Raw genomic sequence first — 22271 nt, 5'->3', positions numbered from 1 at the left:
GCTCTCTCCCGCGAATCATCACTCAACTCACGGAATCAGCGATCAAATTCCTCCGCAAGATGTGTGAATTGGACAGCCGTTCTTTACGGGGCCGCGACGAGCAAAGCTCGCGCTGAGAGGGTTGGGGTGAGGGGCTGCATCCGCAAAATCGCCCGCAGACAGTACGCGGAGACTCCCCCTCACCCGATCGCATCTGCGATGCGATCGACCTCTCCCCGCAAGCGGGGCGAGGTGAAGCGGCGTCAGCTCGAGATCCGCGCGTCAGCCACCGCCTTCTGGAACAGCGCGTTCATCGCGGCCGAGATGCCCTGGGTCGGGCTGACCTCGAAATACAGGCCCGGCGAGGCGCAGCTCTGCATGTTCTGCGCGATCTCGCTGTTCGGCGACGGGCCGAACGGTCCCTTGTTGAAGGGATCGATGTAGCTCATGTACCAGGAGTTGGTCGGCAGCTGCAGATAGGTGGTGTAGAGCACCGCGATCTTGATGCCGCGCGTCTTGATGGCGGTGCACAGCGTCGGATCGATCGGCGACTGGCAGCGGCCACCGCTGACCGTTTTCTTCAGGCAGGCCGGGTTGTATTCATCCGCGACGCCGTCGGAGACGAAGAACAGATATTTGAGCGGCGCCGACGACGTGCCCGCCCCCGGCGCGCTGATCTGGAGGTTCATCGCCGGAAGTGACGTCGTGAACGGCGTATCCTTGTCGGCGGTATAGGCATCGTTGTTGCCGTAGACGCCCATCAGGTCGATGTTGCCGGCCGCGCTCTTGGCGCTGCTCAGGCTCGACGACAGCGAGAACAGCGCGCGCAGGCCGATGGTCTTCGACGAGGCGCCGAAATCGTAGATCGCCATCCGGAACTGGTTGGAATAGGTCGCGGTGGCCGCCGCCGTATCCATCAGCTGCTGGGTCGCACTGCGCAGCACGTCGATCCGGGTGGTGACGCCGAGCGTCTTGGCGAGATTGTAGTAGTTGTTGGGATCGTTGTAGTCGTGACAGGCGAAGGCGCATTTGTCCGACGTGTTGTTGACCATGGTGGTCACGTCGGTCGGCGTCGCCGCCACGCCCATCGACGGCGAATTGTCGAGCAGCAGATAGAAGTCGATATAGAGCGGCAGATTGGCGGTCGAGGTCGACGATCCCCCGACCGACATCGTCTTGCGGCCGATCACGCCGAGGAACATGGTCGGCACGTTGGCCGTGAAGCTCACCGTCGAGGTGATGACGTTGCCGGTCTTGGTCACGGTTGGTGAGAGGTTGGTGAGCGTGTAGCCGTTCTGATTGAAGACGTTGCCGTTGAAGATCTTGGTCGCGTCTGCAACGCCGACGGCGATCGAGCCGTCCGAGGTCATCGAGCCGGCGGCGATGAAGGCCGGCGAGGCCTTGGCGAGCGAGCCGACGCTGGCGGCGTCGGCCGCCGATATCAGCTTGCTGCGGATCTGGTTGGCGCGGGAATAATCGACCGCACAGCCGACCGCGGTGACGATCGGCAGGGCGGCGAGCGCGAAGATGATGGCGATATTGCCGGAGCGGTCGCGGCGAAAGCGGCTGAGGGCCTGAAACAAGGTGCGCATGGGTTCTGTCGGCAATCTCGATGGATTTGCCCACCGTGACGGTAACCGATTAAAGGGAGCTTATCCCGATTACAGAAAACATGAATTGAAACAAAACCCTTTGGCGCCGCACCAATTGCTGGTTAATGACTTCTTTACTTGGACACCGGGAAATTGCGGATCGCAGGGCACTCCTGACATGGCTGACATCAAACTGACCCTCGTCGTCGCCTGCGCGCTGGTCGACGCCGACAAGCGCGTGCTGCTGGCGCAGCGCCCCGAGGGCAAGGCGCTCGCCGGCCTCTGGGAATTCCCCGGCGGCAAGATCGAGCCCGGCGAGCGGCCGGAGCAGACGCTGATCCGCGAACTGCATGAGGAGATCGGCATCACCGTGGCCGAGCCGTGCCTCGCGCCGCTGACCTTCGCCAGCCACGCCTACGAGACCTTCCATCTCTTGATGCCGCTCTACATCTGCCGGCGCTGGGAAGGCACCGTGGTGGCGCGCGAAGGCCAGAACCTCGCCTGGGTCCGCGCCAACAAGTTGCGCGACTATCCGATGCCGCCGGCGGACATCCCGCTGCTGCCGCATCTGATCGATTTGTTGCTGTAGCCGGTAACGCGCAGATCGTTACCTGGTGATATGCGCCGTCGTCAGTGCGTGATTGAACATGGCGTTCAGCGCCGCCGTGATGTCACTGGGCGTATTCGCGGTATAGAAGAAGCCGGGCGAGGCGCATTTCTGCAGGCTGGCCGGAATATACGGGACATTCCAGTTGGCGTAGTCGTCCTCGTCGCCGGCAAAAGACGCGTTCACCGGATTGATCGGCTGATAGGGAATATACAGCACCGACACGATGATGCCGCGACTCTTGAGGGCCTCGCAGGAGGGCACCGTCGACAAGCTGCCCTGCAGATCAACCGTGGTGGCATGGTTGCTGCCGGACCAGCCGCCGTTGGGAACACCTTTCACCTGCGGATCCTGTGCGCCGTCGGTGACGAGGAAGACATAAGGTATCGTACTGATCGACGAACTGCCGTCGCCGACGGACGCGATCAGGGTGTTCACGCCGGTCAGCGCCGTATCGATATGTGTGCCGCCGGAGCCGAGATTCGAATCCATGTTGGTATCGAGCAGCGAAGCCAGGTTCGCAGCGGCATAGTTGATGGTCGAGGAATTGGTCGAGGAGCCATTGATACTCGAGGTCAGCGGATAATAGGTCCCATAAAGATACCGGATGAAGGGGTAGAGACCGATCCGGAACTGGTTGGTGACCTTCATGCTGCTGTTGGCCGTGATGAACAACTGGTTCACGGCGTAGCCGACTGCATCGAGCCGCAACTGGATACAGGAATCCGTGCCAGCACTGGGACAGTTGGCAACCGTCGCCAGATTCGTATACAGCGAATTCGGTAGGCCCGATACGATCGAGGACGGTAGCTTCTTGCCCGAGGGATAGGTCGAATTCACCGTGGTATTGGACAGCAGGCCCGCATATCCGCTTTGGCTGACGCGCGAGATTGCATAGCCGAGACAGTAATTGTTGGTCGGATAGGCCTGCGTCCCGCTGTCGGTGCAGGCGCTGTTCTGCGGCGAAAAATGGCAGGCGAGCGTGCAACCCGTCGGGTACTGCCGGTAATTGTCAGGGTTGATGTTCTGCATCCGCACCGCCTCCGACGTCGTCGATGGCAGGCCCATCGATCCCGACACGTCGAGCGTGAGATAGAAGTCGAGGTAGGGCGGCAGCGACGCCGAGGCGCTCGAGCTGCCCGAAACCGTGAGCTTCTGAAAGTTGATAACTTTCAGGAACGTGGTGGGAACGTCGGCCGTGAACGTCAGCTTGGAAGCCAGTTGAATCCCGGTCTTCGTCACCGTGCTCGTGCGCGAAATATTGCTCACGCCGGTGACCTGGTTCATGTTGCCGTCAAAGACATGGTTGGCGTCGATCACGCCGGCGGAGACCGAGCCATTTCCCGTCATGGCCGAGGCGGCGACGAAGCCAGGCGATTTCTGTGAGATCGCGGCGACCGCGGCACCGTCCGCCGCCGACTGCAGCTTGGCCTTGATGCGGGCCGCCATCGAATAGTCGACGGCGCAACCTACCGCCGAAATCAGCGGAACGCATGCAAGGGCGAAAATGACTGCGATGTTGCCAGAGCGGTTGCAGCGGAAACGGCGAATGGCCCGAAACAAGCTACTCATTGGTTCTGCCGTCGATCTCGTTGGGTTGCCCCATCGTGGCGGTAACAAATTAAGCAGAACTTATCTCGATCACAGAAGACACAAACAGAAACAAGACTCCTGGTCAGCAGCCGCTAACGTTCGACATCCGGGTCATGATGCCCACGGGCGGCGATGCCATCGGCCGCCATTCCGCTGCTGCCGTACTGTTGCTATGGCTTGCGCCCCTTCACCGCCGCCTCCAGGCTCGCCTTCGCCGAGCCCGGCTGCAGCGGCTTCTGCTGGCTCTCATGCGGGGCCCAGCCGGACAGAAAGACGATGTCGAAGGTGGCGCGGATGCGACCATCTGCATCGGCGAAACGCTCGGCGTAGATCTCGGCCATGCGCAGCATCGTGGCGCGGCGGGTCGGGGTGCGGCGGCGCTCGAACATGATGTTGGTCGCGCCCATCCGCCTGAGATCGGCCATCAGCGCGAATACGCTGGCATAGCGCACCACGACGCGGTCGACATCGGTGACCGGCAGCGCAAAGCCCGCGCGCTGCAACAGCGCCCCGACGTCGCGCAGATCGGCGAACGGGATCACGCGCGGCGACACCCCGCCCTCGCATTCGGCTTCCGCCGCGGCAAAGCTCTGGCGAAGTTCGGTCAACGTATCGCCGCCGAGCATCGCCGCCAGCAACAGCCCGTCGGGTTTGAGCGCGCGGCGGATCTGCGCCAGCACGCCAGGCAGGTCGTTAACGAACTGCAGAGCGAGCGCGGAGACCACGAGATCGCGCGATTCAGGTGCAAGCCGCAGCGACTCGGTGTCGCCAAGATCGACCCGTTCGATCGACGCGACGCGTCCGCGCAGCGCCGCTTCCACGGCGGCCTCGGGCGTGCCGACATCGGCCGCCGCGGAGAATTGCCGCGCCACCGCCGCCAGCCGATCCAGCGTGTCCTCGACCGCGCGCTCGAGCAGGAACGTCACCGCTCCATCGCGCCGCGCACGCGCCTGATGCGCACGCAAGAGCGCGCGGTCGAATAAATGTGGTGCAGTCTGCGGGGGCGAGGCCATGGGCGCTGGTTACGCCGCGCGACCGACGCTGGCAAGGCGCTACGCCGGACCGGTTTTCGGAAACAAGGGCCGGAAGAACGACCGTTCATAACGTTTGAAGCAGTGCGTTTCTTTGGCGAAGTCGATCGCCTTCTGAACGTCCGGATCGGCGGCCGAATCCTTGCGATATTGTTCGTAGGCCGCAAAGCTCGGAAAACTGAACATCGCCAGCGCAACGTCGCTCTCGCCCTCGGACGGCAGGAAGTAGCCGTGATGAATCCCGCCGAAACGCGGCACCAGCTCGATCCACATCGCAGCGTAGGTTTCGAACTCGGCGAGCTTGCCCAGCGGGACCTCATAACGCAGGTAGCAGGTAATCATCCTGTGGCGCTCCAGCGACGGTTGAACGGGCTTCTCGCTATATCCGAGACGATCGACTCGCGCCACACGATGCCTTCGCCAGAACAACAATCTGACGCTTGAGCCATCTCCGCCCCGGCGCTAGCCTCGCCCCATGGACGCCGAGGCCTCGCCACCACGCTCCCTTGCCAGCCACCTGCGCGGCGCGTTGAGTGCCTGCCGCAGCGCCTTCGCGCATCTTCCTCGCCTCGCGCTCGACATTGCGCTGCCGACAATGTGCGTGGCCTGCCGCGAGCCGGTGGATGGCGAGGGCGTGTGCGCGGAATGCTGGGCCAAATTGTCGTTCATCGCGCCGCCGTTCTGCCCGCGGCTCGGCATTCCCTTTGTCTACGATCCCGGGCCCGAGCTGTTGTCGATGGAGGCGATCGCCAATCCGCCGGCCTATCAGCGCGCTCGCGCCGCGGTGCGCTATGACGATGTCGCACGCACGCTGGTGCATGCCCTGAAATACCAGGACCGCACGGATCTGGCGCCGACCATGGGCCGCTGGATGGCGCGGGCGGGGCAGGAACTGCTCGACGGCGCCGATCTGCTGGTGCCGGTTCCCCTGCATTGGCGGCGCGGCTGGAGCCGGCGCTACAACCAATCCGGTGCGCTGGCGGGCGTGATTTCGCGCCAAAGCGGCGTTCCCGTGGCCTCGGAAGCCCTGCTGCGGGTCCGCGCCACCGAACAGCAGATCGGCCTGTCGCGGGCGCAGCGCGCCAGCAACGTCCAGGGCGCTTTCAAGGTCGCGGACGACCGCAAGGCCGATATTCAGGGCCGTCGCGTCATTCTGGTCGACGATGTCCTGACCTCCGGCGCCACCACGGATGCCTGCGCGCGTGCATTGCTGCGGGCCAGGGCTGCGCAGGTCGACGTGCTGGTGTTCGCCCGGGTTGTCGATACCCACCGCGCGACCATATAATCAGTCAAATCAGGAGCTAACCGAGCGCGCCATGACCGCTGCCAATACGACCGCTGCCATTGAAATCTACACCCGCCCCGGATGCGGCTACTGCACCGCGGCCAAGTCGCTGTTGACGCGCAAGAACGCCGCGTTCACCGAACTCAGCGTCGCCAGCGACCCGACCTACCGCGACCAGATGTATCAGCGCGCCGGCGCCGGCTCGACCTTCCCGCAGATCTTCATCGGGCAGACCCATGTCGGCGGCTGCGACGAGCTCTATGCGCTCGACCGCGAAGGCAAGCTCGACAGCCTGCTCGCAACCGGAGGCGGCGCCTGATGAGCGGAGACACCACTTTCACCGCCGCCATGGTGCAGATGCGCACCGGGCTGTTGCCCGAGCCGAGCCTGGAACAGGGCATCAGGCTGATCCGCGAGGCGGCGGCACAAGGCGCCGATTACGTGCTCACCCCCGAGGTGAGCAACATGATGCAGCTGAACCGCAAGGCGCTGTTCGAGCATCTGGCCAGCGAAGAGGACGACAAATCGCTGAAGGCCTACCGCGCGCTGGCGGCGGAACTGAAGATCCATCTCCACATCGGCTCGCTGGCGCTGCGCTTTTCGCCGGAGAAGGCGGTGAACCGCTCGTTTCTTATTGCCCCCGATGGCAACCTCCTGGCGAGCTACGACAAGATCCACATGTTCGACATCGATCTGCCCGGCGGCGAAAGCTACCGCGAATCGGCGAACTACCAGCCCGGCGAGACCGCCGTGATCTCCGACCTGCCTTGGGGCCGGATCGGGCTGACGATCTGCTATGACGTGCGCTTCCCGGCGCTCTATCGCGCGCTCGCCGAAGCCGGCGCGTCCTTCCTCACCGTCCCCTCGGCCTTCACCCGCAAGACCGGCGAAGCGCATTGGCACACGCTGCTGCGCTCGCGCGCGATCGAGACCGGCTGCTTTGTGTTCGCCGCAGCGCAGGCCGGCCTGCACGAGAACAAGCGCGAGACCTTCGGCCATTCGCTGATCATCTCGCCCTGGGGCGACATCCTCGCCGAGGGCGGCGTCGAGCCGGGCGTGTTCCTGGCCGAGATCGACACCGCCAAGGTCGAGACCGCGCGGAAAACCATTCCATCCCTGCAGCACGGCCGCCGCTTCGGCATCGCCGATCCCAAGGCGGGACCTGAGCATCTGCATCTCGTGCGGGGCTCGGCATGATCCGCTACACGCTCCGCTGCGAACAAGGCCATGAGTTCGAGAGCTGGTTCCAGAGCTCGTCGGCCTATGAAACGCAGGAGCGCCGTCACCTGATCAATTGCCCGTCCTGCGGCTCGGCCAAGGTCGAGCGCGCGATCATGGCGCCACGGATCATCGGCAAGAAGGGCCGCGGCCGCGCGCCAGAGCCGCCGGCAGCGGCGGCGGCGACGCCCGCGCCTACTGAGGTTGCCAACGAATCGACCGCGCTGATGATGGCGCCGGAGCGCGAGCTGCGCGCCAAGCTGAAAGAGCTGCGCGACCACATCGTCAAGACCGCCGACAATGTCGGCGACCGCTTCCCCAACGAAGCCCGCAAGATGCATTACGGCGACATCGAGCATCGCCCGATCTACGGCGAGGCCTCGCCGGAAGAGGCCCGCGCGCTGATCGAGGAAGGCGTCGAGGTCTCACCGCTGCCGACGCTGCCGGAAGACAGGAATTGACCGCGTCCTGGCAGCTCTGGGCGTTCTTTTCCGCCGTCTTCGCTGCTCTCACCGCGATCTTCGCCAAGGTCGGCGTCGAGGGCCTCAACTCCGATCTCGCAACCCTGATCCGCACTGTGATCGTTCTGGTCACGCTGTCGGCGATCCTGTTCGCGACCGGACAAATCACGCAGGCAGGACCGATCTCGGGCAAGAGCTGGCTGTTCCTGCTGCTGTCCGGGCTCGGCACCGGCGCATCCTGGATCTGTTATTTCCGCGCGCTCAAGCTCGGGCCGGCGACGCTGGTCGCGCCGATCGACAAGCTGAGCGTCGTGCTGGTGGCGCTGTTCGGCGTCGTCTTCCTCGGCGAGCGGCCCTCGCTCTATGGCTGGATCGGGATCGCGCTGATCTCGGCCGGCGCCGTGCTCATTGCCGCGAAGGGGTAGCGTTTTCAGGCGAAGTGGGAACCGGTTCGCGTCAAGAAAACGCGTCAAACAAAAGAGATCAGGCGGCGACGAGCAGCGCGACACCGATCACGATCAGGATGATGCCGGTGAGCTCGCGGCTCGAGAACGGCTGCTTGAGCGAGAAATAGGCCACGCCCTGCGCGAACAGCACCTCGACCAGGGCCAGCGTGCGCACATTGGCGGCGGCCGTCAGCGCAAACGCCAGGAACCAGAACTGCGACGAGAACGCGCCCATGAAGCCGGCGAACATCGAGGGCCGCCACAGCTTGAGGATTTTCCAGAGCACCTCGGGCGCGCGCAGCAGCAGATAAACCGACAGGATCAGCGTCTGCACGAACAGGCCGAACACCAGCGTGTAGGAGGCCGCCGTCACGAACGACACGCCCGGCACCGTGATGATGGCGCCGCGGAATCCGATCGCAGAGAGCGCGAACACCGCGGCGGCGCCGAGGCCGAGCACGGTCGGCCGCAGGTCGGCATAGCCCTTGGTGCTGCCGCCGGGCCTGAGCGCGGTGATGACAACGCCAACAGTCGCGATCAGGATCGCGACCACTTTCATCGTGGTCAGATGATCGCCGAGGAAAATAAAGCCGAAGATCGCGGTCTGGATCGCCTCGGTCTTCATGTAGGCCGTGGTCACCACGAAGGAGTGGTCGTTCATCGCCAGCAGCATCAGCCCGGTGCCGACGATCTGGCTGAGCGCGCCGAGGATCAGCCAGGGCCAGAACGACGCCGTCGGCCACGGCACGTGATCGCCGGTCGCGATCACGGCGACGGCAAAGAACACCACCGAGAACGGCAGGCCGAACAGGAAGCGGATATTGGTCGCGCCCCAGGTCCCGAGCGGGCCGGTCAAATGCCGCTGCATCGCATTGCGCGCGACCTGGCCGGACGCGGCAATGATGGTGAAGGGAATCCAGAGCGAGGCGATCGTAAACATGTGGAATAAGGAATAGGTGCGGGCGGGACTGCGCCCGCACCGTGCCGGTAACATCAGGTGCGGTCAACTGACGCAGCGCATGACTGCCCTGCGAACAGACCGAAGCACATCACGTCATCGCGGCTCGTCGACACGCCCGCATAGCGCGCGGCTATCGCGACGACAGCCAAACGATATTTCAGTCCGCATGCCGGCGCGCGCATGGTTGTACCACCGGCGCCATTGGTCGCGCCATGCAACAGACGGAGAACCCACATGCCCGCACTCAAGTCGCTTATCGCAATCGCTGCGATCGCATCCGTTGCCACAGCGTCGGTCGCTCAGGCCGGCAGCAGATCGAGCCGCAAGGCGGTCAAGCCGGCGCCGATCGTCCTGAACGAAAACGTCCTCAACAGCAACGCTGCCTATGTGCCGAAGACCCCCGCCTGGTCCTATCAGGGGACGCGTGGCCTGTCGTCACCGGCCGGACGATCCTGAGCCACGACTCTCTGGCGGCGGATGGTACGTGTCGGCCCATCCGCCCCACGCGGCGGCATCATGCCTTGTCGATATGCTTCGCGATCACCGGGAAATAATTGTCCTTCGAGCCCGCATCGATCGCCTCCTGCAGGATGGTGCCGACCAGCTCGGCGCCGCGGATTTTGATGCCGGCGTCAGCGGCGAGCTCCAGCGCGTAGGACAGATCCTTCAGCGCATAGTCGGTCGAGAACGCCCGCTCCGGAAACACGCCCGGCACGATCGCCTTCAGGCCGTGATTGCGCAGCGCAAAGCTGTCGGCGGAGCCTTTCGACAGGGTTTCCAGCAGCAGCTTTGGATCGACGCCGTTACGCTTCGCCACCGCGACCGCCTCGGCCAGCGCGTTGACGGTCTCGAACAGCACCATGTTGTTCAGGATTTTCGTCACCTGCCCCGCGCCGACATCACCGCAATGGGTGACATCTGACGCAAAGCAGCGGATCAGCGGCTCGATTGTGGCATAGAGCGCAGCCGTCGTGCCAACCATGACGCTGAGCGTACCGTCCTGCGCCGCCTGCCGCGTGCGCGCGATCGGCGCGTCGATCCATGAAGCGCCCTTGGTCCGCAGTTGTTTTGCGAAGTCGCGCGTCTGACTGACGGAGGAGGTGCCGAGATCGATCACGATCTGGCCGCTTCTGATGTTGCGCAGGATACCGTCGCCCTCGAACACCGCGCGCACGTGCTTTGCGCTGGGCAGGCAGAGGAACACGACATCGCATACCCTGATGAGGGTCGCAACCGAGCCTGCAACATACGCTCCTTCTTCGTGCAGCCGCTGCAACGGCTCGGCGGCGAGATCGAAGGCCAGCACGCGCTTGCCGCTCTTCTTGACGAGGTTGCGGCAGATCGGCTCGCCCATCACGCCGAGGCCGATGAAGCCGAGAGCTTTGGTGTCGGACATGGAGATTCTTCTTTTGACGCGTTTTCTTCACGCGAACCGGAGGCCACTTCGCTCGAAAACGCTATGCTACTTCGCAAACGACCGCGACGGCGCCAGATGCAGCGCGAACGCATCGACCTTGTCGCTGGCGCGCGGATAGATCTCGCTCACGATCGGATCATGGCCGGGGATGAAGCGGTCGGGATGGCCGGCGAGACGCTCGACGGTCTCCCAGCCGCTCGCCATGTCGCCGACATTGTAGACGATCGGGAACGGGCTGCGCTTCTGCAGGTTCGCGTAGTAATGCGCAGCGTCGGAGGCGAGCACCACGGGACCGCGCGCAGTCTCGACCCGCACCACCTGCAGGCCATCGGAATGGCCGCCGACGCGATGCACGGTGATGCCAGGCGCGACCTCGCCGTCGCCGGAATAGAACGTGACCCGCTCGCCATAGACATGGCGCACCATCGTCGTGACGTGCTCGACCGAGAACGGATGGCGCAGCATGCCGTTGCACATACAGCGGCCGGTCGCGTAGCTCATCTCGCGTTCCTGCAGATGAAAGCGCGCGTTCGGAAAACGATCGAGATTACCGGCGTGGTCGTAATGCAGATGAGTGACGATGACGTCCTTGATCGACGCCGCGCCGACGCCGAACTTCTCCAGCGCGTCGACCGGATTGAGCGTCAGCTTGCGGGCGCGCAGCTTCGCTTCCTCGGCGTTGAAGCCGGTGTCGACCAGGATATCGCGTCCCTGGCCACGAACCAGCCAGACGAAATAGTCGAGATCCTGCGCGGTCGAATCATGCGGATCGGGGACGAGGAAATTCATGTGGGGGGTGCGGGGCGACATCGTCGCGTAGCGCAGCGCGTAGATCTCGTAGGCGTTTCCCATCGGTATCGCTCTTGTTGCTGTTGGACCGGTGCCCGCACTCTATGTGAGAGCAGTCACATTACAAGCCCGCGGGAACCTGCAACCATCAGCTGCACGTCCTTGACCGCGAGCCTCACCATCCCATCGGTTATTCCGCAGCGGCGAAACCATTCGTCGCGCTCAATTGTCGCAATTAATGACGACATCGCAAGCGGTTGACGGGGTCTGACGGCGGTTTGATAATGGGTTTTCCGTAGAGTAAGGTCGCCGCGGCGCAAGCTCGAGATCGGCGCCATTTCAGCTGGAATGTTGCGATCTGGATTGCTGCGATCATGAAAATCCGCCTTGCCCTGCTTGCCTCGTTGATTTTTGCGATCGTCTCGAACGCTCCAGCCCATGCCGCCGGCGAGCGCTTTGCGCTGGTGATCGGCAATGCCAAATATCCCGATGCCGACGCGCCGCTGAAGGAGCCGATCAACGACGCCCGCCAGGTCGCCGACGAGCTGAAGCGCGACGGCTTCAATGTCGAGGTCGGCGAGAACCTGACCGGCGACGGCATGCGCCGCGCCTTCGAGAAGCTCTACGGCAAGATCAAGCAGGGCTCGGTCGCGCTGATCTTCTTCTCCGGCTACGGCATCCAGTCCAACCGTCAGAGCTACATGATCCCGGTCGACGCCCAGATCTGGGCCGAGCCCGACGTCCGCCGCGACGGGATCAGCCTCGAGACCGTGCTGGGCGAGATCAACAGCCGCGGCGCCGGCGTGAAGATCGCCTTGATCGACGCCTCCAGGCGCAATCCGTTCGAACGCCGCTTCCGCAGCTTCTCGGCGGGGCTCGCGCCGGTCATCGCCCCGAACGGCACGCTGGTGATGTATTCCGCCGCGCTGTCCTCGGTCATTTCAGACAATGGCAGCGACCGCAGCCTGTTCGTGCAGGAACTGCTCAAGGAAATCCGCACTCCCGACCTGATGGCTGAGGAGACGCTGAACCGCACCCGCGTCGGCGTCACCCGCGCCTCGCGCCAGGAGCAGGTGCCGTGGATCTCGTCCTCGCTGGCCGAGGATTTCTCCTTCATCCCGGGCGGCGCGGCGCGGCCGTCGGGCGCAACCCCGCCAGGACCGTCACAGACCCAGGCGAACCTCGCCCCAACTCCTGCGCCCCCTGCCCCGCCGGCACCGCCAGCCCCACCGCCGGTGCAGTCCACGGCGCCGACGCCCACACCGACGCCAACCGCGGCGCCGACGCCGGCCAAGACCACCGCTGCGCCTCCGGCACCGCCGCCCGCGCCCCCGACGCCGCAGCCCTCCTCCAAGCCCGCCGATATCGCACTGCCGCCGCCCCCGCCGCCGGTTCCGCCCGTGCTGCAGCCCTCCCCGGCGCCGACCAAGGAAGCACTGGCGCTGGCCGACGATCCGACCATCAAGGGCCTGACGGGCAAGCTGGAGTTGAACCCCGACGATGCGGCAGCGCTGTACCGCCGCGGCCAGGTCTACGCCAGCAAGGGCGCCTATGACCTCGCGATCAAGGATTTCTCCAATTCGCTGAGGCTGAACCCGAAGGACGTCGAGGCCTACAACAATCGCTGCTGGGCCCGCACCGTGATCGGCGACCTGCAGGCGGCGTTGAAGGATTGCAACGAGGCGCTGCGGCTGCGCCCGAATTTCGTCGATGCTCTCGACAGCCGCGGCCTGATGAACCTGAAGAGCGGCCAGAACAAAAATGCCATCGCCGATTTCGATGCGGCGCTGAAGATCAACCCGCGATTGACCTCCTCGCTCTACGGACGCGGCCTCGCCAAGAAGCGCAACGGCTCGACTGCCGAGGGCGACCTCGACATCGCCAACGCCAAGGCGATGGATCCGAACATCGTCAAGGAATTTGCCGAATACGGCGTGCAGTGATTTTTTGCTGACCGTGCGGGGGTTCCTCGAACCGGCCGCGGGATTGCGAGACTAATCAGAGGGTACAAGCCGGCGGGCGCCGGCAATTGATTTCAGCAGTGATTTGGAACCCGCGCCGAGCGCGCGGCAGGAGGGACGGAAAATGTTCAAGCCCAATTGCCTCAAGTCCAATGGCTTCAAGTCCAATGGCTTCAAGTCCAACAAATTCACCGTCATCGTTTCGATCATGACCGTGGGCGCCGCGCTGTCGCTCGGCACAATCGCTGCCCGTGCCGGCGACGCGACCGAAGACCAGATTCTGAAAGCGCTGACGCCGGAGAAGAAGCCGCTGACCCGCGGCCTTTCGGTCGGTCCGCAGACCTCGCCCGGCCTCAACGCCGACCAGGCCAAGTTCGTCCAGAGCGTCCGCGGCCGCGCCACCCGCTCGCTGTCGACGGCCGAGCGCGAGGAGATCGCGACCATCGTCCAGGACAAGCCGAAGATCGATCTCGAGATCAACTTCGACTACAACTCCGCCGACATCAGCGCCAAGTCGATCCCCTCGGTGCAGGCGCTCGGCCGCGTGCTGGTCAATCCGGAGCTCAAGGGCTCGACCTTCGTGGTCGCCGGCCACACCGACGCTGCCGGCGGCGAGGAGTACAATCAGGGCCTCTCCGAGCGCCGCGCCGACGCGATCAAGCGCTATCTGGTCGACAAATATGGCATCAACGGCTCCGATCTCGTCACCGTCGGCTATGGCAAGAGCAAGCTGAAGGACCCGAGCCAGCCGATGTCGGAAGCCAACCGCCGCGTGCAGGTGGTCAATATGGAGAACAAGACCACTGCGTCGAAGTAATGCGCCTCGAAGTAAGTAATCCGGCGTGGCGTGGCGGAATTATTTGAGGTTAAAATGCGTCTCGCACCCCAGCGGGACGCATTTGTTTTGGGCTCCACGGCAAGTGACCTGCTTCACAGGACATCCGGGCATGATCCGAAACAACATGACCTCGCCTTCGCAGCGATGATGCTCGTCACCGGGCGCCCTGTTTCGACACGCCGCCGTCATGCGCCAAGTTAATACGTGGAAAGTCTGGATCGACCGGCGATGAACCTGTCCCAATATCTCAAGCCTGCGCTCGGCACCGTGTTCTTTGTCGCGCTCGGCGTCGCCTATTACTGGTTCGAGCACCGCTCGCATCCGGAGCCGAAGGAGACGCCCGGCCAGGCGCTGGTGATCGTCACCAAATCGACCAATGCCTGCTTCTCCGACATGGTCCGCGTCACCGGCTTCATCGTGCCGCGCCGCGAGGCGCAGGTCGGCGTCGACCAGGAGGGCTCCAGGGTCACCGAGGTGCTGGTGCGCGAGGGCGACACGGTGAAGGAGGACCAGGAGCTCGCGCGCATCACCCCGCCGCCGCAGATGCAGCAGCAGGCGGCGCAGGGCAACACGCGCCCGCCGGCCTTCGTGGCGCTGAAGGCGCCGGCCGCCGGTCTCGTCACCGAGGTCCGCACCGTCGCCGGCGCGCCGGCCTCGCCGCAGGGCGGCCCGATGTTCCGCATCGCCATCAACAACGATATCGAGCTCGAGGCCGAAGTGCCGAGCTTCCAGCTGTTGAAGCTCAATCCCGGCGCCACCGTGCGCATCAGCCGCGACGATGCGCCCGACATGGTCGGCAAGGTGCGCCAGATCTCGCCGCAGATCGACCGCACCACCCAGCTCGGCCGCGTGCGGATCTCGCTCAACAACAATCCGTCTCTGAAGGTCGGCATGTTCGCGCGCGCCAATATCGACGCCAAGCGCAGCTGCGGCGTCGCGGTGCCGCGCACCGCGATCGACCGACTCACGCTGCAGGTGGTGAAGGGCAACACGATCGAGACGCGCAGGGTGCGCGTCGGCCTGACCTCCGACACCTCGACCGAAATCCTTGAAGGCCTCGACGTCGGCGAAATCGTCGTGGCCGACGCTGGCACCTCGCTGCATGACGGCGACCAGATCAAGACCATGTTCGCCGACGAACTCGATCGCACGCGGACACGCTAATGGCTTTGAATATCTCGGCATGGTCGATCCGGAACCCGCTTCCCTCGATCGTCTTCTCGATCATCCTGCTCGTGCTGGGCTGGGTCTCCTTCGGCAAGCTCGCGATCACGCGGCTGCCGAGCGCCGACATTCCGGTGATCTCGGTCGCGGTCTCGCAATTCGGCGCCGCGCCGTCGGAGCTTGAATCGCAGGTCACCAAAACGATCGAAGACGGCGTCTCCGGCGTCGAGGGCGTGCGGCACATCTCCTCTTCGATCACCGACGGCCTGTCGGTGACCACGATCCAGTTCGCGCTGGAGACCAACACCGACCGCGCGCTGAACGACGTCAAGGACGCGGTCACCCGGGTCCGCGCCAACCTGCCGCAGAACGTCACCGAGCCCCTGATCCAGCGCGTCGACGTGATCGGCCTGCCGATCGTGACCTATGCGGCGATCTCGCCCGGCAAGACGCCGGAACAGCTCTCCTACTTCGTCGACGACGTGGTCAAGCGCGCGCTGCAGGGCGTGCGCGGCGTCGCCCAAGTCGAGCGTATCGGCGGTGTCGAGCGCGAAATCCTGGTCTCGCTCGATCCCGACAAGCTGCAGGCCGCGGGACTGACGGCCGTCAATGTCAGCCAGATCCTGCGCGGCACCAATGTCGACCTCGCCGGCGGCCGCGCCGAGATCGGCAAGAACGACCAGACGATCCGTACGCTGGCCGGCGCCAAGACCTTGAACGAGCTCGCCGGCACCATGATCCCGCTGTTCGGCGGCGGCGAGGTCCGGCTCGACGATCTCGGCACCGTCACCGACACCATCGCCGACCGCCGCACCTTCGCCCGCTTCAACGGCGAGCCGGTGGTGGCGCTCGGCATCAAGCGCTCCAAGGGCGCCAGCGATGTGAAGGTGGCCGAGGCCGTGGAGAAGCGCATCGAGGCGCTGAAAGCCGCCTATCCCGATGTCGACCTCAAGCTGATCGATACCTCCGTCGAATTCACCAAGGGCAATTATCTGGCGGCGATCTCGACCCTGTTCGAGGGCGCGATCCTCGCCGTCATCATCGTGCTGCTGTTCCTGCGCGATCTCAGGGCCACCATCATCGCCGCCGTCTCGCTGCCGCTGTCGATCTTCCCGGCGTTCTGGGCGATGGACCTCCTGGGCTTCTCGCTCAACCTGGTCTCCTTCCTCGCCATCACGCTGTCGACCGGCATTCTCGTCGACGACGCCATCGTCGAGATCGAGAACATCGTGCGCCATATGCGGATGGGCAAAACGCCTTATCGTGCGGCGCTCGAAGCCGCCGACGAGATCGGCCTCGCCGTGATCGCGATCTCGCTGACCATCATCGCGATCTTCGCGCCGGCGAGCTTCATGTCCGGCATCGCCGGGCAGTTCTTCAAGCAGTTCGGCATCACCGTCTCGGTGCAGGTGTTCTTCTCGCTGCTCGCCGCGCGCTTCGTCACGCCGGTGCTCGCGGCCTATTTCCTCAAGGATCATCCGCATGACGATCCGCCGCCCGGCCGGATCCTGCGCGGCTATCACAGCCTGGTGGCCTGGTCGGTGAAGCATTACTTCATCACCGTGCTGATCGGCTTTGCGGTGTTCGCCGCCTCGATCTGGAGCATCACGCTGCTGCCGCAGGGCTTCCTGCCCGCGCAGGACACCGCCCGCTCGCTGCTCGCGATGGAGCTGCCGCCGGGCTCGCAGCTCGCCTATACGGAGAAGGTGACGGAGGAGATCGTCGCCCGCCTGCGCAAGCGGCCGGAGGTCCGAAGCGTATTCGTCGACGGCGGCCGCGTGCCGCCGGGCACGCAGGAGGTGCGCCGCGCCGCGCTGATCATCAACTACACGCCGAAGAAGGAGCGCGACAGCGCGCATACCCAGCGCCTGCTCGAGCTCGATATCGGGCGCGAGCTGGAGAACGTCCCCGACATCCGCTTCTGGTTCCTGGACGAGAACGGCCTGCGTGCGATCTCGCTGGTCGTGACCGGGACCGACAGCAACATCGTCAACAATGTCGCCAGCGAGCTCGCGACCCAGATGAAGCGGATTCCGATCGTCGCCAATGTGATCTCGGAGACCTCGCTTGATCGACCCGAGCTGCGCATCCGTCCCCGCGCGGAACTCGCGGCGCGGCTCGGCGTCTCCACCGAGAGCCTGTCGCAGACCATCCGCGTCGCCACCATCGGCGATGTCGGCCCGGCGCTGGCCAAGTTCGATGCCGGCGACCGCCAGGTGCCGATCCGCGTCCAGCTCGAGGACAATGCGCGCAGCGATCTGCAGATGCTGCAGCAATTGCGCGTACCGCTCGGTCAGCGCGGCGAGCGCGGCGGCGTGCCGCTGTCTGTGGTCGCCGACATCCAGCTCGACCAGGGCCCGACCAGCATCAACCGCTACGACCGCGAGCGGCAGGCCACCGTCGCCGCCGACCTCGTCGGCAACGCCGCGCTCGGTGACGCCACCAAGCTGATCTACGACCTGCCGGTCATGAAGAGCCTGCCGAAGGGCGTGAAGGTCAGCCCGTCCGGCGACGCTGAAAGCCTCAACGAATTGTCGGAAGGCTTTGCCACCGCGATCACCGCGGGCCTGATGATGGTCTATGCGGTGCTGGTGCTGCTGTTCGGCACCTTCCTGCAGCCGATCACCATCCTGTTCTCGCTGCCGCTCTCGATCGGCGGCGCGATCGCCGCGCTGCTGCTCACCGGCAAGCAGCTCACCACGCCGGTGTGGATCGGCATCCTGATGCTGATGGGCATCGTGACCAAGAACGCCATCATGCTGGTGGAGTTCGCGGTGGAGGCGATCCGCGAGGGCAAGGCGCGAGAGGAGGCGATGATCGACGCCGGCATGAAGCGCGCCCGCCCGATCGTGATGACCACGATCGCGATGGCCGCCGGCATGATGCCGTCGGCGCTGGCCTTCGGCGCCGGCGGCGAATTCCGCTCGCCGATGGCGCTCGCGGTGATCGGCGGCCTGATCTTCTCCACCATCCTGTCGCTGGTGTTCGTGCCGGCGATGTTCATGGTGATGGACGATATCGGCGCTCTGATCTGGCGCTTTGGCAAGCGGCTGGTGGTGTCGCACGCGGACCATGAGCTCGAGCCGAAGGACGATCACGCGGCGGGCCCGCCCGCAGTCCCCCCTGGCAGGGTGTCGCCGGCGGCGGAGTGATCTGCGACGTTACACCGCCGAAAGTTGCTTGTATTAAGTTCTTCTCCAAGTGGTAGCATCCCTCGCTGGGGACTCTGAGGGGAGGGTTATCATGGCCGACAAGGAAGCAGTGCGTCGATTGATCGAGCTGGCCTATGCCGCGCGAGCCGCCGGCAATGTCGATGGCATCATGGACGCATTTCATAGCGAGGCGAAGTTCGAGCTGACCGGCGACGCCAAGCTCGTCGAGGTCGCGGGCGCGTGTTGCGGTCACACAGACATCAGGAAGACGATAACTGATCTGTGCGGAGCGTTCGATTTCCTCAACCGCGAATATATCAGCTTCCTGGTGGACGGTGATCGCGCGGCCGTGCATTCGCGCGTCACGATGCGCTTCGTTCCCAAGAACCTCACCTTCACCACCGAGCTGGTCGATCTGTTCAAGGTTCAGGATGGGAAGGTCGTCGAACTTGTGGAATTTGTCGATACGGCGCTGATCAAGCACCTGACGTCCGCGTAGGCCTGGAATCAAAACCCCTGCAGCACCGGGAGGGGCAGCAGGGGTTTGCGGGTGGATGGCGTGAGGCCAGCAAGGCTGGGTGTCACCCCAAGGACCCGCACGCGCGATCAAAGCGATGCGGTGCGGTTCCGGCAAGCAAGTCTTTTGAGCAAAATGTATATGAATGTATACGAATGTATACGCGGGCGATCGCGCGAGAATTTTCTTCTTCTCGCGCGAGCTTTCGCGACGCAGTCTTAATCGTTGCGCGCGACCGCGGTCAGCTTGTTCATGTTCTGCAGCAGGATGCGGCCACGCTGCAGATCGAGGATGCCGTCCTTGCGCCAGGCCTGCAGCTGGCGGTTGACGCTCTCGCGCGCGGCGCCGACGAAGACGCCGAGCTGCTCCTGCGAGATGTGCACCTCGGACCCGAAATCCTCGGCGAGGGCACACAACCGCCGCGCCAGCCGAACGGGCAACGGCTGCAGCACCGATTCCTCCATCCGCTCGCTCTGCCAGCGGATGCGCTGGCACAGCAATTCGATCAGCTTGACCGCGACCTTGGGCTCGCGTTCGAGGAAGCCGAGGAAATCCTCGCGGCGGAGCACGAACAATTCGCTGGTCTCGCCCGCGGTCGCATCCGCGGTGCGCTCCTGGCCGTCGAGCACTGCGACCTCGCCGAACAGATCGCCGGCGCCCATGAAATTGAGCGTCAGCCGGCTGCCGTCGGAGGCCCCGGTCTCGATCCGGACCTGGCCGCGGCGGACCCCGAACAGGGCATTGCCGGGATCGCCCTTCTGGAACAGAACCTCACCGGAGGCGAGTTGCTGGGTGTGGCAGAGGCCCGCCAGGCGTTGCAACTCGTCCGCGCCGAGATCCGCGAACATCGGGTTCATCTTCAAAATGACCGCAAATTCGGCCTGTTTGCTCATTGTATTCGCCTTCCAAATTCATCCGAACGTGTCCCGCACCGCCGGTTAGCAAAAATCACCCCCAATGAAGTGTGTCATAAGTCACATAAAATTCCCACCGCCGCGGTTTATTTTTAGCCTCCATTGGAGCGAAGTCCGGTTTGCGGGATAATCTCGCAAAGGCGGCGATGCGCGCTTGCGGCATGGCTGCTGACCGGTCCGGAAAGTCGACATGAGAGCCCTGAAATTCCTCGGCGCCGCGCTGGCTGCCGTGATCGTCATCATCGCGCTGATCGCGGTGGTCGGCATTCCCTCGAGCTTCCTGACGTCCACCATCAAGGAGCGGGTCGAGCGCGAGACCGGCTATCGGCTGGCGATCAATGGCGGCGCCAAGGTGTCGCTGTGGCCGTCGGTCAATGTGACGCTGACCGACATCGCGCTCGGGGATCCGCGGGAACGCGAGATCAACAACCGCCTCACTGCGAGCAGCGTTGAGGCCGACATGACCTTGGCGAGCCTGTGGTCGGGCAAGCCCGAGATCAGCGAGCTCGTGATCGTGCGGCCGGTGCTGAACGTGCCGCTGCAGCGCGAGCGGACGCGCGACAATAATCCGCCGGCCAAGGCCAACGCTGGCGGCAGCGATACGATCAGGATCGAGCATATCAGCGTCACCGGCGGCACCATCGTGTTCGCCAATCTGCGCGACCGCATCGAGAGCCGGATCGAGACGCTGAACGCCGACGCGACGATCGGTGACGACCGCAAGATCGTGATCACGGGCAATGCGCGGGCCGGCGACAGGCCGCTGAAATTCGACATCAAGGCGACCGCGCCGCAGCCACCGCTGGAGCGGCAGAACATCCCGGCCGAATTCAACATCGATGCGCCTGGCCTGCTGCCGGCCGTGCTGACCGCGAAGGCCGAGGTGCGGCTGAACGGGACGGTGGCGATGTTCAACAACGTCTCCGGCACGCTCGGCGACGGCGGCTTCAACGGCTGGGCCTCGGTCGATTTCGCCAGCAATAAGCCGCTGGTGAAGCTCGACCTCGATTTCCAGCGGCTGTCGTTTGCGACGCCCGGGCAGTCCAACGTTTCGGCACAAGGCTGGAGCAACGCCACGATCGATCTCACCGGGCTGAACTATGTCGACACGCAGGCCCGCATCTCGGCTGCCGAGCTCGTGATCGGCGACGGCCGCTTCGCGCCGGCTGCGATCGATGCCTCCGTCAACAGCGGTGTGCTGAAGGCGAAGCTCGGTGATCTCGGCGCGTATGGCGGCACCGCCAACGGCGATCTCACCGTCGATGCCTCCACGGCCAATCCGACCTATGCGCTGCGGCTCGACATGGCCGGTGTTCGCGCGCTGCCGGTGCTGAAGTCGCTGGCCGAGTTCGACAAGCTCGACGGCAAGATGCAGGCGAAGATCAACGTGCGCTCGCAAGGGACGAGCGAGCGGGCGATCGTCGCGGGTCTCAACGGCACCGCATTCGTGGTGCTGCAGGATGGCGCGATCCGCGGGCTCAATGTCGCGCAGATGATCCGCAACCTCACCGCCAGCACGCTCAATGGCTGGCAGGAGGGCGAGGCGCTGGCGACCGACCTCTCGCAGCTGTCGGCGTCGTTCAAGCTCGACAAGGGCCAGGCCGTCACCACCGATCTCAATCTGATTGGGCCGCTGGTGAAGATGACCGGTGTCGGCACCGTCGACATCAACACGCGGCAGATCGGTTTTCGCGTCGAGCCGCAGCTCGTGATGACCACCGAGGGCCAGGGCCGCGCCGGCAACCCTGTCGGCTTCGGCATCCCCGTGATGATCGAGGGTCCCTGGGTGGGGCCGCGGATCTATCCGGACATGCAGGGCATGCTGGATAATCCGGAGGCTGGCTATGCCAGGCTGAAGCAGATGGGCCAGGGGCTGTTCGGGCCGAATGGTGCCGGCCTGAGCGGGCTTGGCAATCTCATCAATGGGCTGCAGGGCGGTGCGGCGGCGCCGCAGGCGGGGGCCAATCCGCAAGGGGGCCCGCAGGGCAATGACCCGAATAATCCGCTTGGCGGCGAGCTTGGCGCGACCATCGGGAACCTGATCCAGCAAGGGTTGAGCACGCTCAACCAGCCGCAGGGCCAACCCCAAGGACAGCCGCAGCAGGGACAGCGTCCGAACGTCGCACCGCGGGCGGGGCAGCGGAGCCTCGTGCCGGCGGCGCCATCCGCCGAGCCGCCCGCGGCGGAGGCGGCGCCAGAGCCCCCGCCGGCCCAGTCGGCCGAGCAGGCCGACAATCCCGCGATGAACGAGGTGCTGCGGCAGCTGTTCAATCGCTGAGAATCCCGGCTCTCGCCGATATTCCCGCCCAAGCCCGCGAAATCATGGGCTAACCATGCGGCGGCCGG

At 64.7% G+C, this 22271-nt stretch carries 21 protein-coding genes; 13 read left to right on the top strand and 8 right to left on the bottom strand.

Annotated elements, in window-relative coordinates; translation table 11 throughout:
• Window positions 1–242: 242 nt before the first annotated feature.
• Complete coding sequence (locus JQ604_RS30680) at window positions 243–1571, bottom strand: TadE/TadG family type IV pilus assembly protein (protein WP_212364432.1); 1329 nt, start codon at window positions 1569–1571, stop codon at window positions 243–245.
• Window positions 1572–1749: 178 nt separating this feature from the next.
• On the opposite strand from JQ604_RS30680, the gene JQ604_RS30675 reads away from it, so the two are divergent.
• Window positions 1750–2160, top strand: coding sequence for a (deoxy)nucleoside triphosphate pyrophosphohydrolase (locus JQ604_RS30675; protein ID WP_212364431.1), 411 nt, complete (start codon window positions 1750–1752; stop codon window positions 2158–2160).
• Window positions 2161–2178: 18 nt separating this feature from the next.
• Here JQ604_RS30675 and JQ604_RS30670 read toward each other — a convergent pair whose 3' ends face one another.
• The 3 genes from JQ604_RS30670 to JQ604_RS30660 form a co-directional block, all read right to left on the bottom strand.
• Window positions 2179–3750, bottom strand: coding sequence for a TadE/TadG family type IV pilus assembly protein (locus JQ604_RS30670; RefSeq protein ID WP_212364430.1), 1572 nt, complete (start codon window positions 3748–3750; stop codon window positions 2179–2181).
• Window positions 3751–3941: 191 nt separating this feature from the next.
• On the bottom strand, window positions 3942–4784 hold the full coding sequence (locus JQ604_RS30665; protein ID WP_212364429.1) for a methyltransferase domain-containing protein: 843 nt from the start codon (window positions 4782–4784) through the stop codon (window positions 3942–3944).
• A gap of 39 nt (window positions 4785–4823) precedes the next feature.
• On the bottom strand, window positions 4824–5144 hold the full coding sequence (locus JQ604_RS30660; protein ID WP_212364428.1) for an NIPSNAP family protein: 321 nt from the start codon (window positions 5142–5144) through the stop codon (window positions 4824–4826).
• Between the two features lie 133 nt (window positions 5145–5277).
• Here JQ604_RS30660 and JQ604_RS30655 point away from each other — a divergent pair, with 133 nt between their 5' ends.
• The 5 genes from JQ604_RS30655 to JQ604_RS30635 are packed head-to-tail and all read left to right on the top strand — an operon-like array spanning window position 5278 to window position 8191.
• Window positions 5278–6087, top strand: coding sequence for a ComF family protein (locus JQ604_RS30655; RefSeq protein WP_212364427.1), 810 nt, complete (start codon window positions 5278–5280; stop codon window positions 6085–6087).
• Window positions 6088–6118: 31 nt separating this feature from the next.
• A complete protein-coding gene (gene grxC, locus JQ604_RS30650; RefSeq protein WP_212364426.1) occupies window positions 6119–6406 on the top strand; it encodes a glutaredoxin 3 in 288 nt (95 codons plus the stop codon).
• A complete protein-coding gene (locus tag JQ604_RS30645) occupies window positions 6406–7284 on the top strand; it encodes a carbon-nitrogen hydrolase family protein (RefSeq protein WP_212364425.1) in 879 nt (292 codons plus the stop codon). The genes grxC and JQ604_RS30645 overlap by 1 nt, the downstream gene beginning before the upstream one ends.
• Window positions 7281–7766, top strand: coding sequence for a DUF1178 family protein (locus tag JQ604_RS30640; protein ID WP_212364424.1), 486 nt, complete (start codon window positions 7281–7283; stop codon window positions 7764–7766). The genes JQ604_RS30645 and JQ604_RS30640 overlap by 4 nt, the downstream gene beginning before the upstream one ends.
• A complete protein-coding gene (locus tag JQ604_RS30635) occupies window positions 7763–8191 on the top strand; it encodes an EamA family transporter (RefSeq protein ID WP_212364423.1) in 429 nt (142 codons plus the stop codon). Before JQ604_RS30640 ends, JQ604_RS30635 begins: the two co-directional genes overlap by 4 nt.
• Before the next feature lie 58 nt (window positions 8192–8249).
• Here the strand turns inward: JQ604_RS30635 and JQ604_RS30630 are convergent, their stop codons facing one another.
• Complete coding sequence (locus tag JQ604_RS30630; RefSeq protein WP_212364422.1) at window positions 8250–9152, bottom strand: EamA family transporter; 903 nt, start codon at window positions 9150–9152, stop codon at window positions 8250–8252.
• A 255-nt stretch (window positions 9153–9407) separates the two neighbouring features.
• On the opposite strand from JQ604_RS30630, the gene JQ604_RS30625 reads away from it, so the two are divergent.
• Entirely contained in the window at window positions 9408–9629 is a 222-nt protein-coding gene (locus tag JQ604_RS30625; RefSeq protein WP_212364421.1) for a hypothetical protein, read from the top strand.
• A 58-nt stretch (window positions 9630–9687) separates the two neighbouring features.
• Here JQ604_RS30625 and JQ604_RS30620 read toward each other — a convergent pair whose 3' ends face one another.
• Together JQ604_RS30620 and JQ604_RS30615 are read right to left on the bottom strand one after the other, a co-directional pair.
• A complete protein-coding gene (locus tag JQ604_RS30620; protein ID WP_212364420.1) occupies window positions 9688–10569 on the bottom strand; it encodes an NAD(P)-dependent oxidoreductase in 882 nt (293 codons plus the stop codon).
• A 66-nt stretch (window positions 10570–10635) separates the two neighbouring features.
• Window positions 10636–11442, bottom strand: a complete 807-nt coding sequence (locus JQ604_RS30615) for an N-acyl homoserine lactonase family protein (protein ID WP_212364419.1) — start codon at window positions 11440–11442, stop codon at window positions 10636–10638.
• A gap of 311 nt (window positions 11443–11753) precedes the next feature.
• Between JQ604_RS30615 and JQ604_RS30610 the strand changes: the two genes are divergently transcribed.
• From JQ604_RS30610 to JQ604_RS30590, 5 genes are all read left to right on the top strand, one after another.
• Window positions 11754–13322, top strand: coding sequence for a caspase family protein (locus JQ604_RS30610; RefSeq protein ID WP_212364418.1), 1569 nt, complete (start codon window positions 11754–11756; stop codon window positions 13320–13322).
• Between the two features lie 226 nt (window positions 13323–13548).
• The gene (locus JQ604_RS30605; protein WP_249158910.1) at window positions 13549–14157 is read left to right on the top strand and encodes an OmpA family protein; all 609 of its coding nucleotides are present in this window, start codon (window positions 13549–13551) and stop codon (window positions 14155–14157) included.
• Between the two features lie 249 nt (window positions 14158–14406).
• The gene (locus JQ604_RS30600) at window positions 14407–15342 is read left to right on the top strand and encodes an efflux RND transporter periplasmic adaptor subunit (RefSeq protein WP_212364416.1); all 936 of its coding nucleotides are present in this window, start codon (window positions 14407–14409) and stop codon (window positions 15340–15342) included.
• Window positions 15342–18494 carry an efflux RND transporter permease subunit gene (locus JQ604_RS30595; RefSeq protein WP_212364415.1) on the top strand — a complete coding sequence of 1051 codons (3153 nt, stop codon included), beginning with the start codon at window positions 15342–15344 and terminating at the stop codon, window positions 18492–18494. The genes JQ604_RS30600 and JQ604_RS30595 overlap by 1 nt, the downstream gene beginning before the upstream one ends.
• 91 nt (window positions 18495–18585) lie before the next feature.
• Window positions 18586–18993, top strand: coding sequence for a nuclear transport factor 2 family protein (locus JQ604_RS30590; protein ID WP_212364414.1), 408 nt, complete (start codon window positions 18586–18588; stop codon window positions 18991–18993).
• A gap of 236 nt (window positions 18994–19229) precedes the next feature.
• Here the strand turns inward: JQ604_RS30590 and JQ604_RS30585 are convergent, their stop codons facing one another.
• Entirely contained in the window at window positions 19230–19904 is a 675-nt protein-coding gene (locus JQ604_RS30585; protein ID WP_212364413.1) for a Crp/Fnr family transcriptional regulator, read from the bottom strand.
• Between the two features lie 211 nt (window positions 19905–20115).
• On the opposite strand from JQ604_RS30585, the gene JQ604_RS30580 reads away from it, so the two are divergent.
• Window positions 20116–22203 carry an AsmA family protein gene (locus tag JQ604_RS30580; RefSeq protein ID WP_212364412.1) on the top strand — a complete coding sequence of 696 codons (2088 nt, stop codon included), beginning with the start codon at window positions 20116–20118 and terminating at the stop codon, window positions 22201–22203.
• Window positions 22204–22271: the final 68 nt, after the last annotated feature.

Origin of the sequence: Bradyrhizobium jicamae (assembly GCF_018130695.1) — a bacterium.
Lineage (GTDB): Bacteria > Pseudomonadota > Alphaproteobacteria > Rhizobiales > Xanthobacteraceae > Bradyrhizobium > Bradyrhizobium jicamae_B.
Note: the sequence above shows the minus strand (reverse complement) of the source record. Positions and strands in the feature narration are given on the sequence as shown.

Coding starts and splice junctions, on each gene's coding strand:
- JQ604_RS30600 (WP_212364416.1), top strand. CDS start 14,407: ATGAACCTGTCCCAATATCTCAAGCCTGCGCTCGGCACCGTGTTCTTT.
- JQ604_RS30590 (WP_212364414.1), top strand. CDS start 18,586: ATGGCCGACAAGGAAGCAGTGCGTCGATTGATCGAGCTGGCCTATGCC.
- JQ604_RS30640 (WP_212364424.1), top strand. CDS start 7,281: ATGATCCGCTACACGCTCCGCTGCGAACAAGGCCATGAGTTCGAGAGC.
- JQ604_RS30595 (WP_212364415.1), top strand. CDS start 15,342: ATGGCTTTGAATATCTCGGCATGGTCGATCCGGAACCCGCTTCCCTCG.
- JQ604_RS30670 (WP_212364430.1), bottom strand. CDS start 3,750: ATGAGTAGCTTGTTTCGGGCCATTCGCCGTTTCCGCTGCAACCGCTCT.
- JQ604_RS30610 (WP_212364418.1), top strand. CDS start 11,754: ATGAAAATCCGCCTTGCCCTGCTTGCCTCGTTGATTTTTGCGATCGTC.
- JQ604_RS30605 (WP_249158910.1), top strand. CDS start 13,549: ATGACCGTGGGCGCCGCGCTGTCGCTCGGCACAATCGCTGCCCGTGCC.
- JQ604_RS30675 (WP_212364431.1), top strand. CDS start 1,750: ATGGCTGACATCAAACTGACCCTCGTCGTCGCCTGCGCGCTGGTCGAC.
- JQ604_RS30580 (WP_212364412.1), top strand. CDS start 20,116: ATGAGAGCCCTGAAATTCCTCGGCGCCGCGCTGGCTGCCGTGATCGTC.
- JQ604_RS30630 (WP_212364422.1), bottom strand. CDS start 9,152: ATGTTTACGATCGCCTCGCTCTGGATTCCCTTCACCATCATTGCCGCG.
- JQ604_RS30665 (WP_212364429.1), bottom strand. CDS start 4,784: ATGGCCTCGCCCCCGCAGACTGCACCACATTTATTCGACCGCGCGCTC.
- JQ604_RS30680 (WP_212364432.1), bottom strand. CDS start 1,571: ATGCGCACCTTGTTTCAGGCCCTCAGCCGCTTTCGCCGCGACCGCTCC.
- JQ604_RS30645 (WP_212364425.1), top strand. CDS start 6,406: ATGAGCGGAGACACCACTTTCACCGCCGCCATGGTGCAGATGCGCACC.
- JQ604_RS30625 (WP_212364421.1), top strand. CDS start 9,408: ATGCCCGCACTCAAGTCGCTTATCGCAATCGCTGCGATCGCATCCGTT.
- grxC (WP_212364426.1), top strand. CDS start 6,119: ATGACCGCTGCCAATACGACCGCTGCCATTGAAATCTACACCCGCCCC.
- JQ604_RS30620 (WP_212364420.1), bottom strand. CDS start 10,569: ATGTCCGACACCAAAGCTCTCGGCTTCATCGGCCTCGGCGTGATGGGC.
- JQ604_RS30655 (WP_212364427.1), top strand. CDS start 5,278: ATGGACGCCGAGGCCTCGCCACCACGCTCCCTTGCCAGCCACCTGCGC.
- JQ604_RS30660 (WP_212364428.1), bottom strand. CDS start 5,144: ATGATTACCTGCTACCTGCGTTATGAGGTCCCGCTGGGCAAGCTCGCC.
- JQ604_RS30615 (WP_212364419.1), bottom strand. CDS start 11,442: ATGGGAAACGCCTACGAGATCTACGCGCTGCGCTACGCGACGATGTCG.
- JQ604_RS30585 (WP_212364413.1), bottom strand. CDS start 19,904: ATGAGCAAACAGGCCGAATTTGCGGTCATTTTGAAGATGAACCCGATG.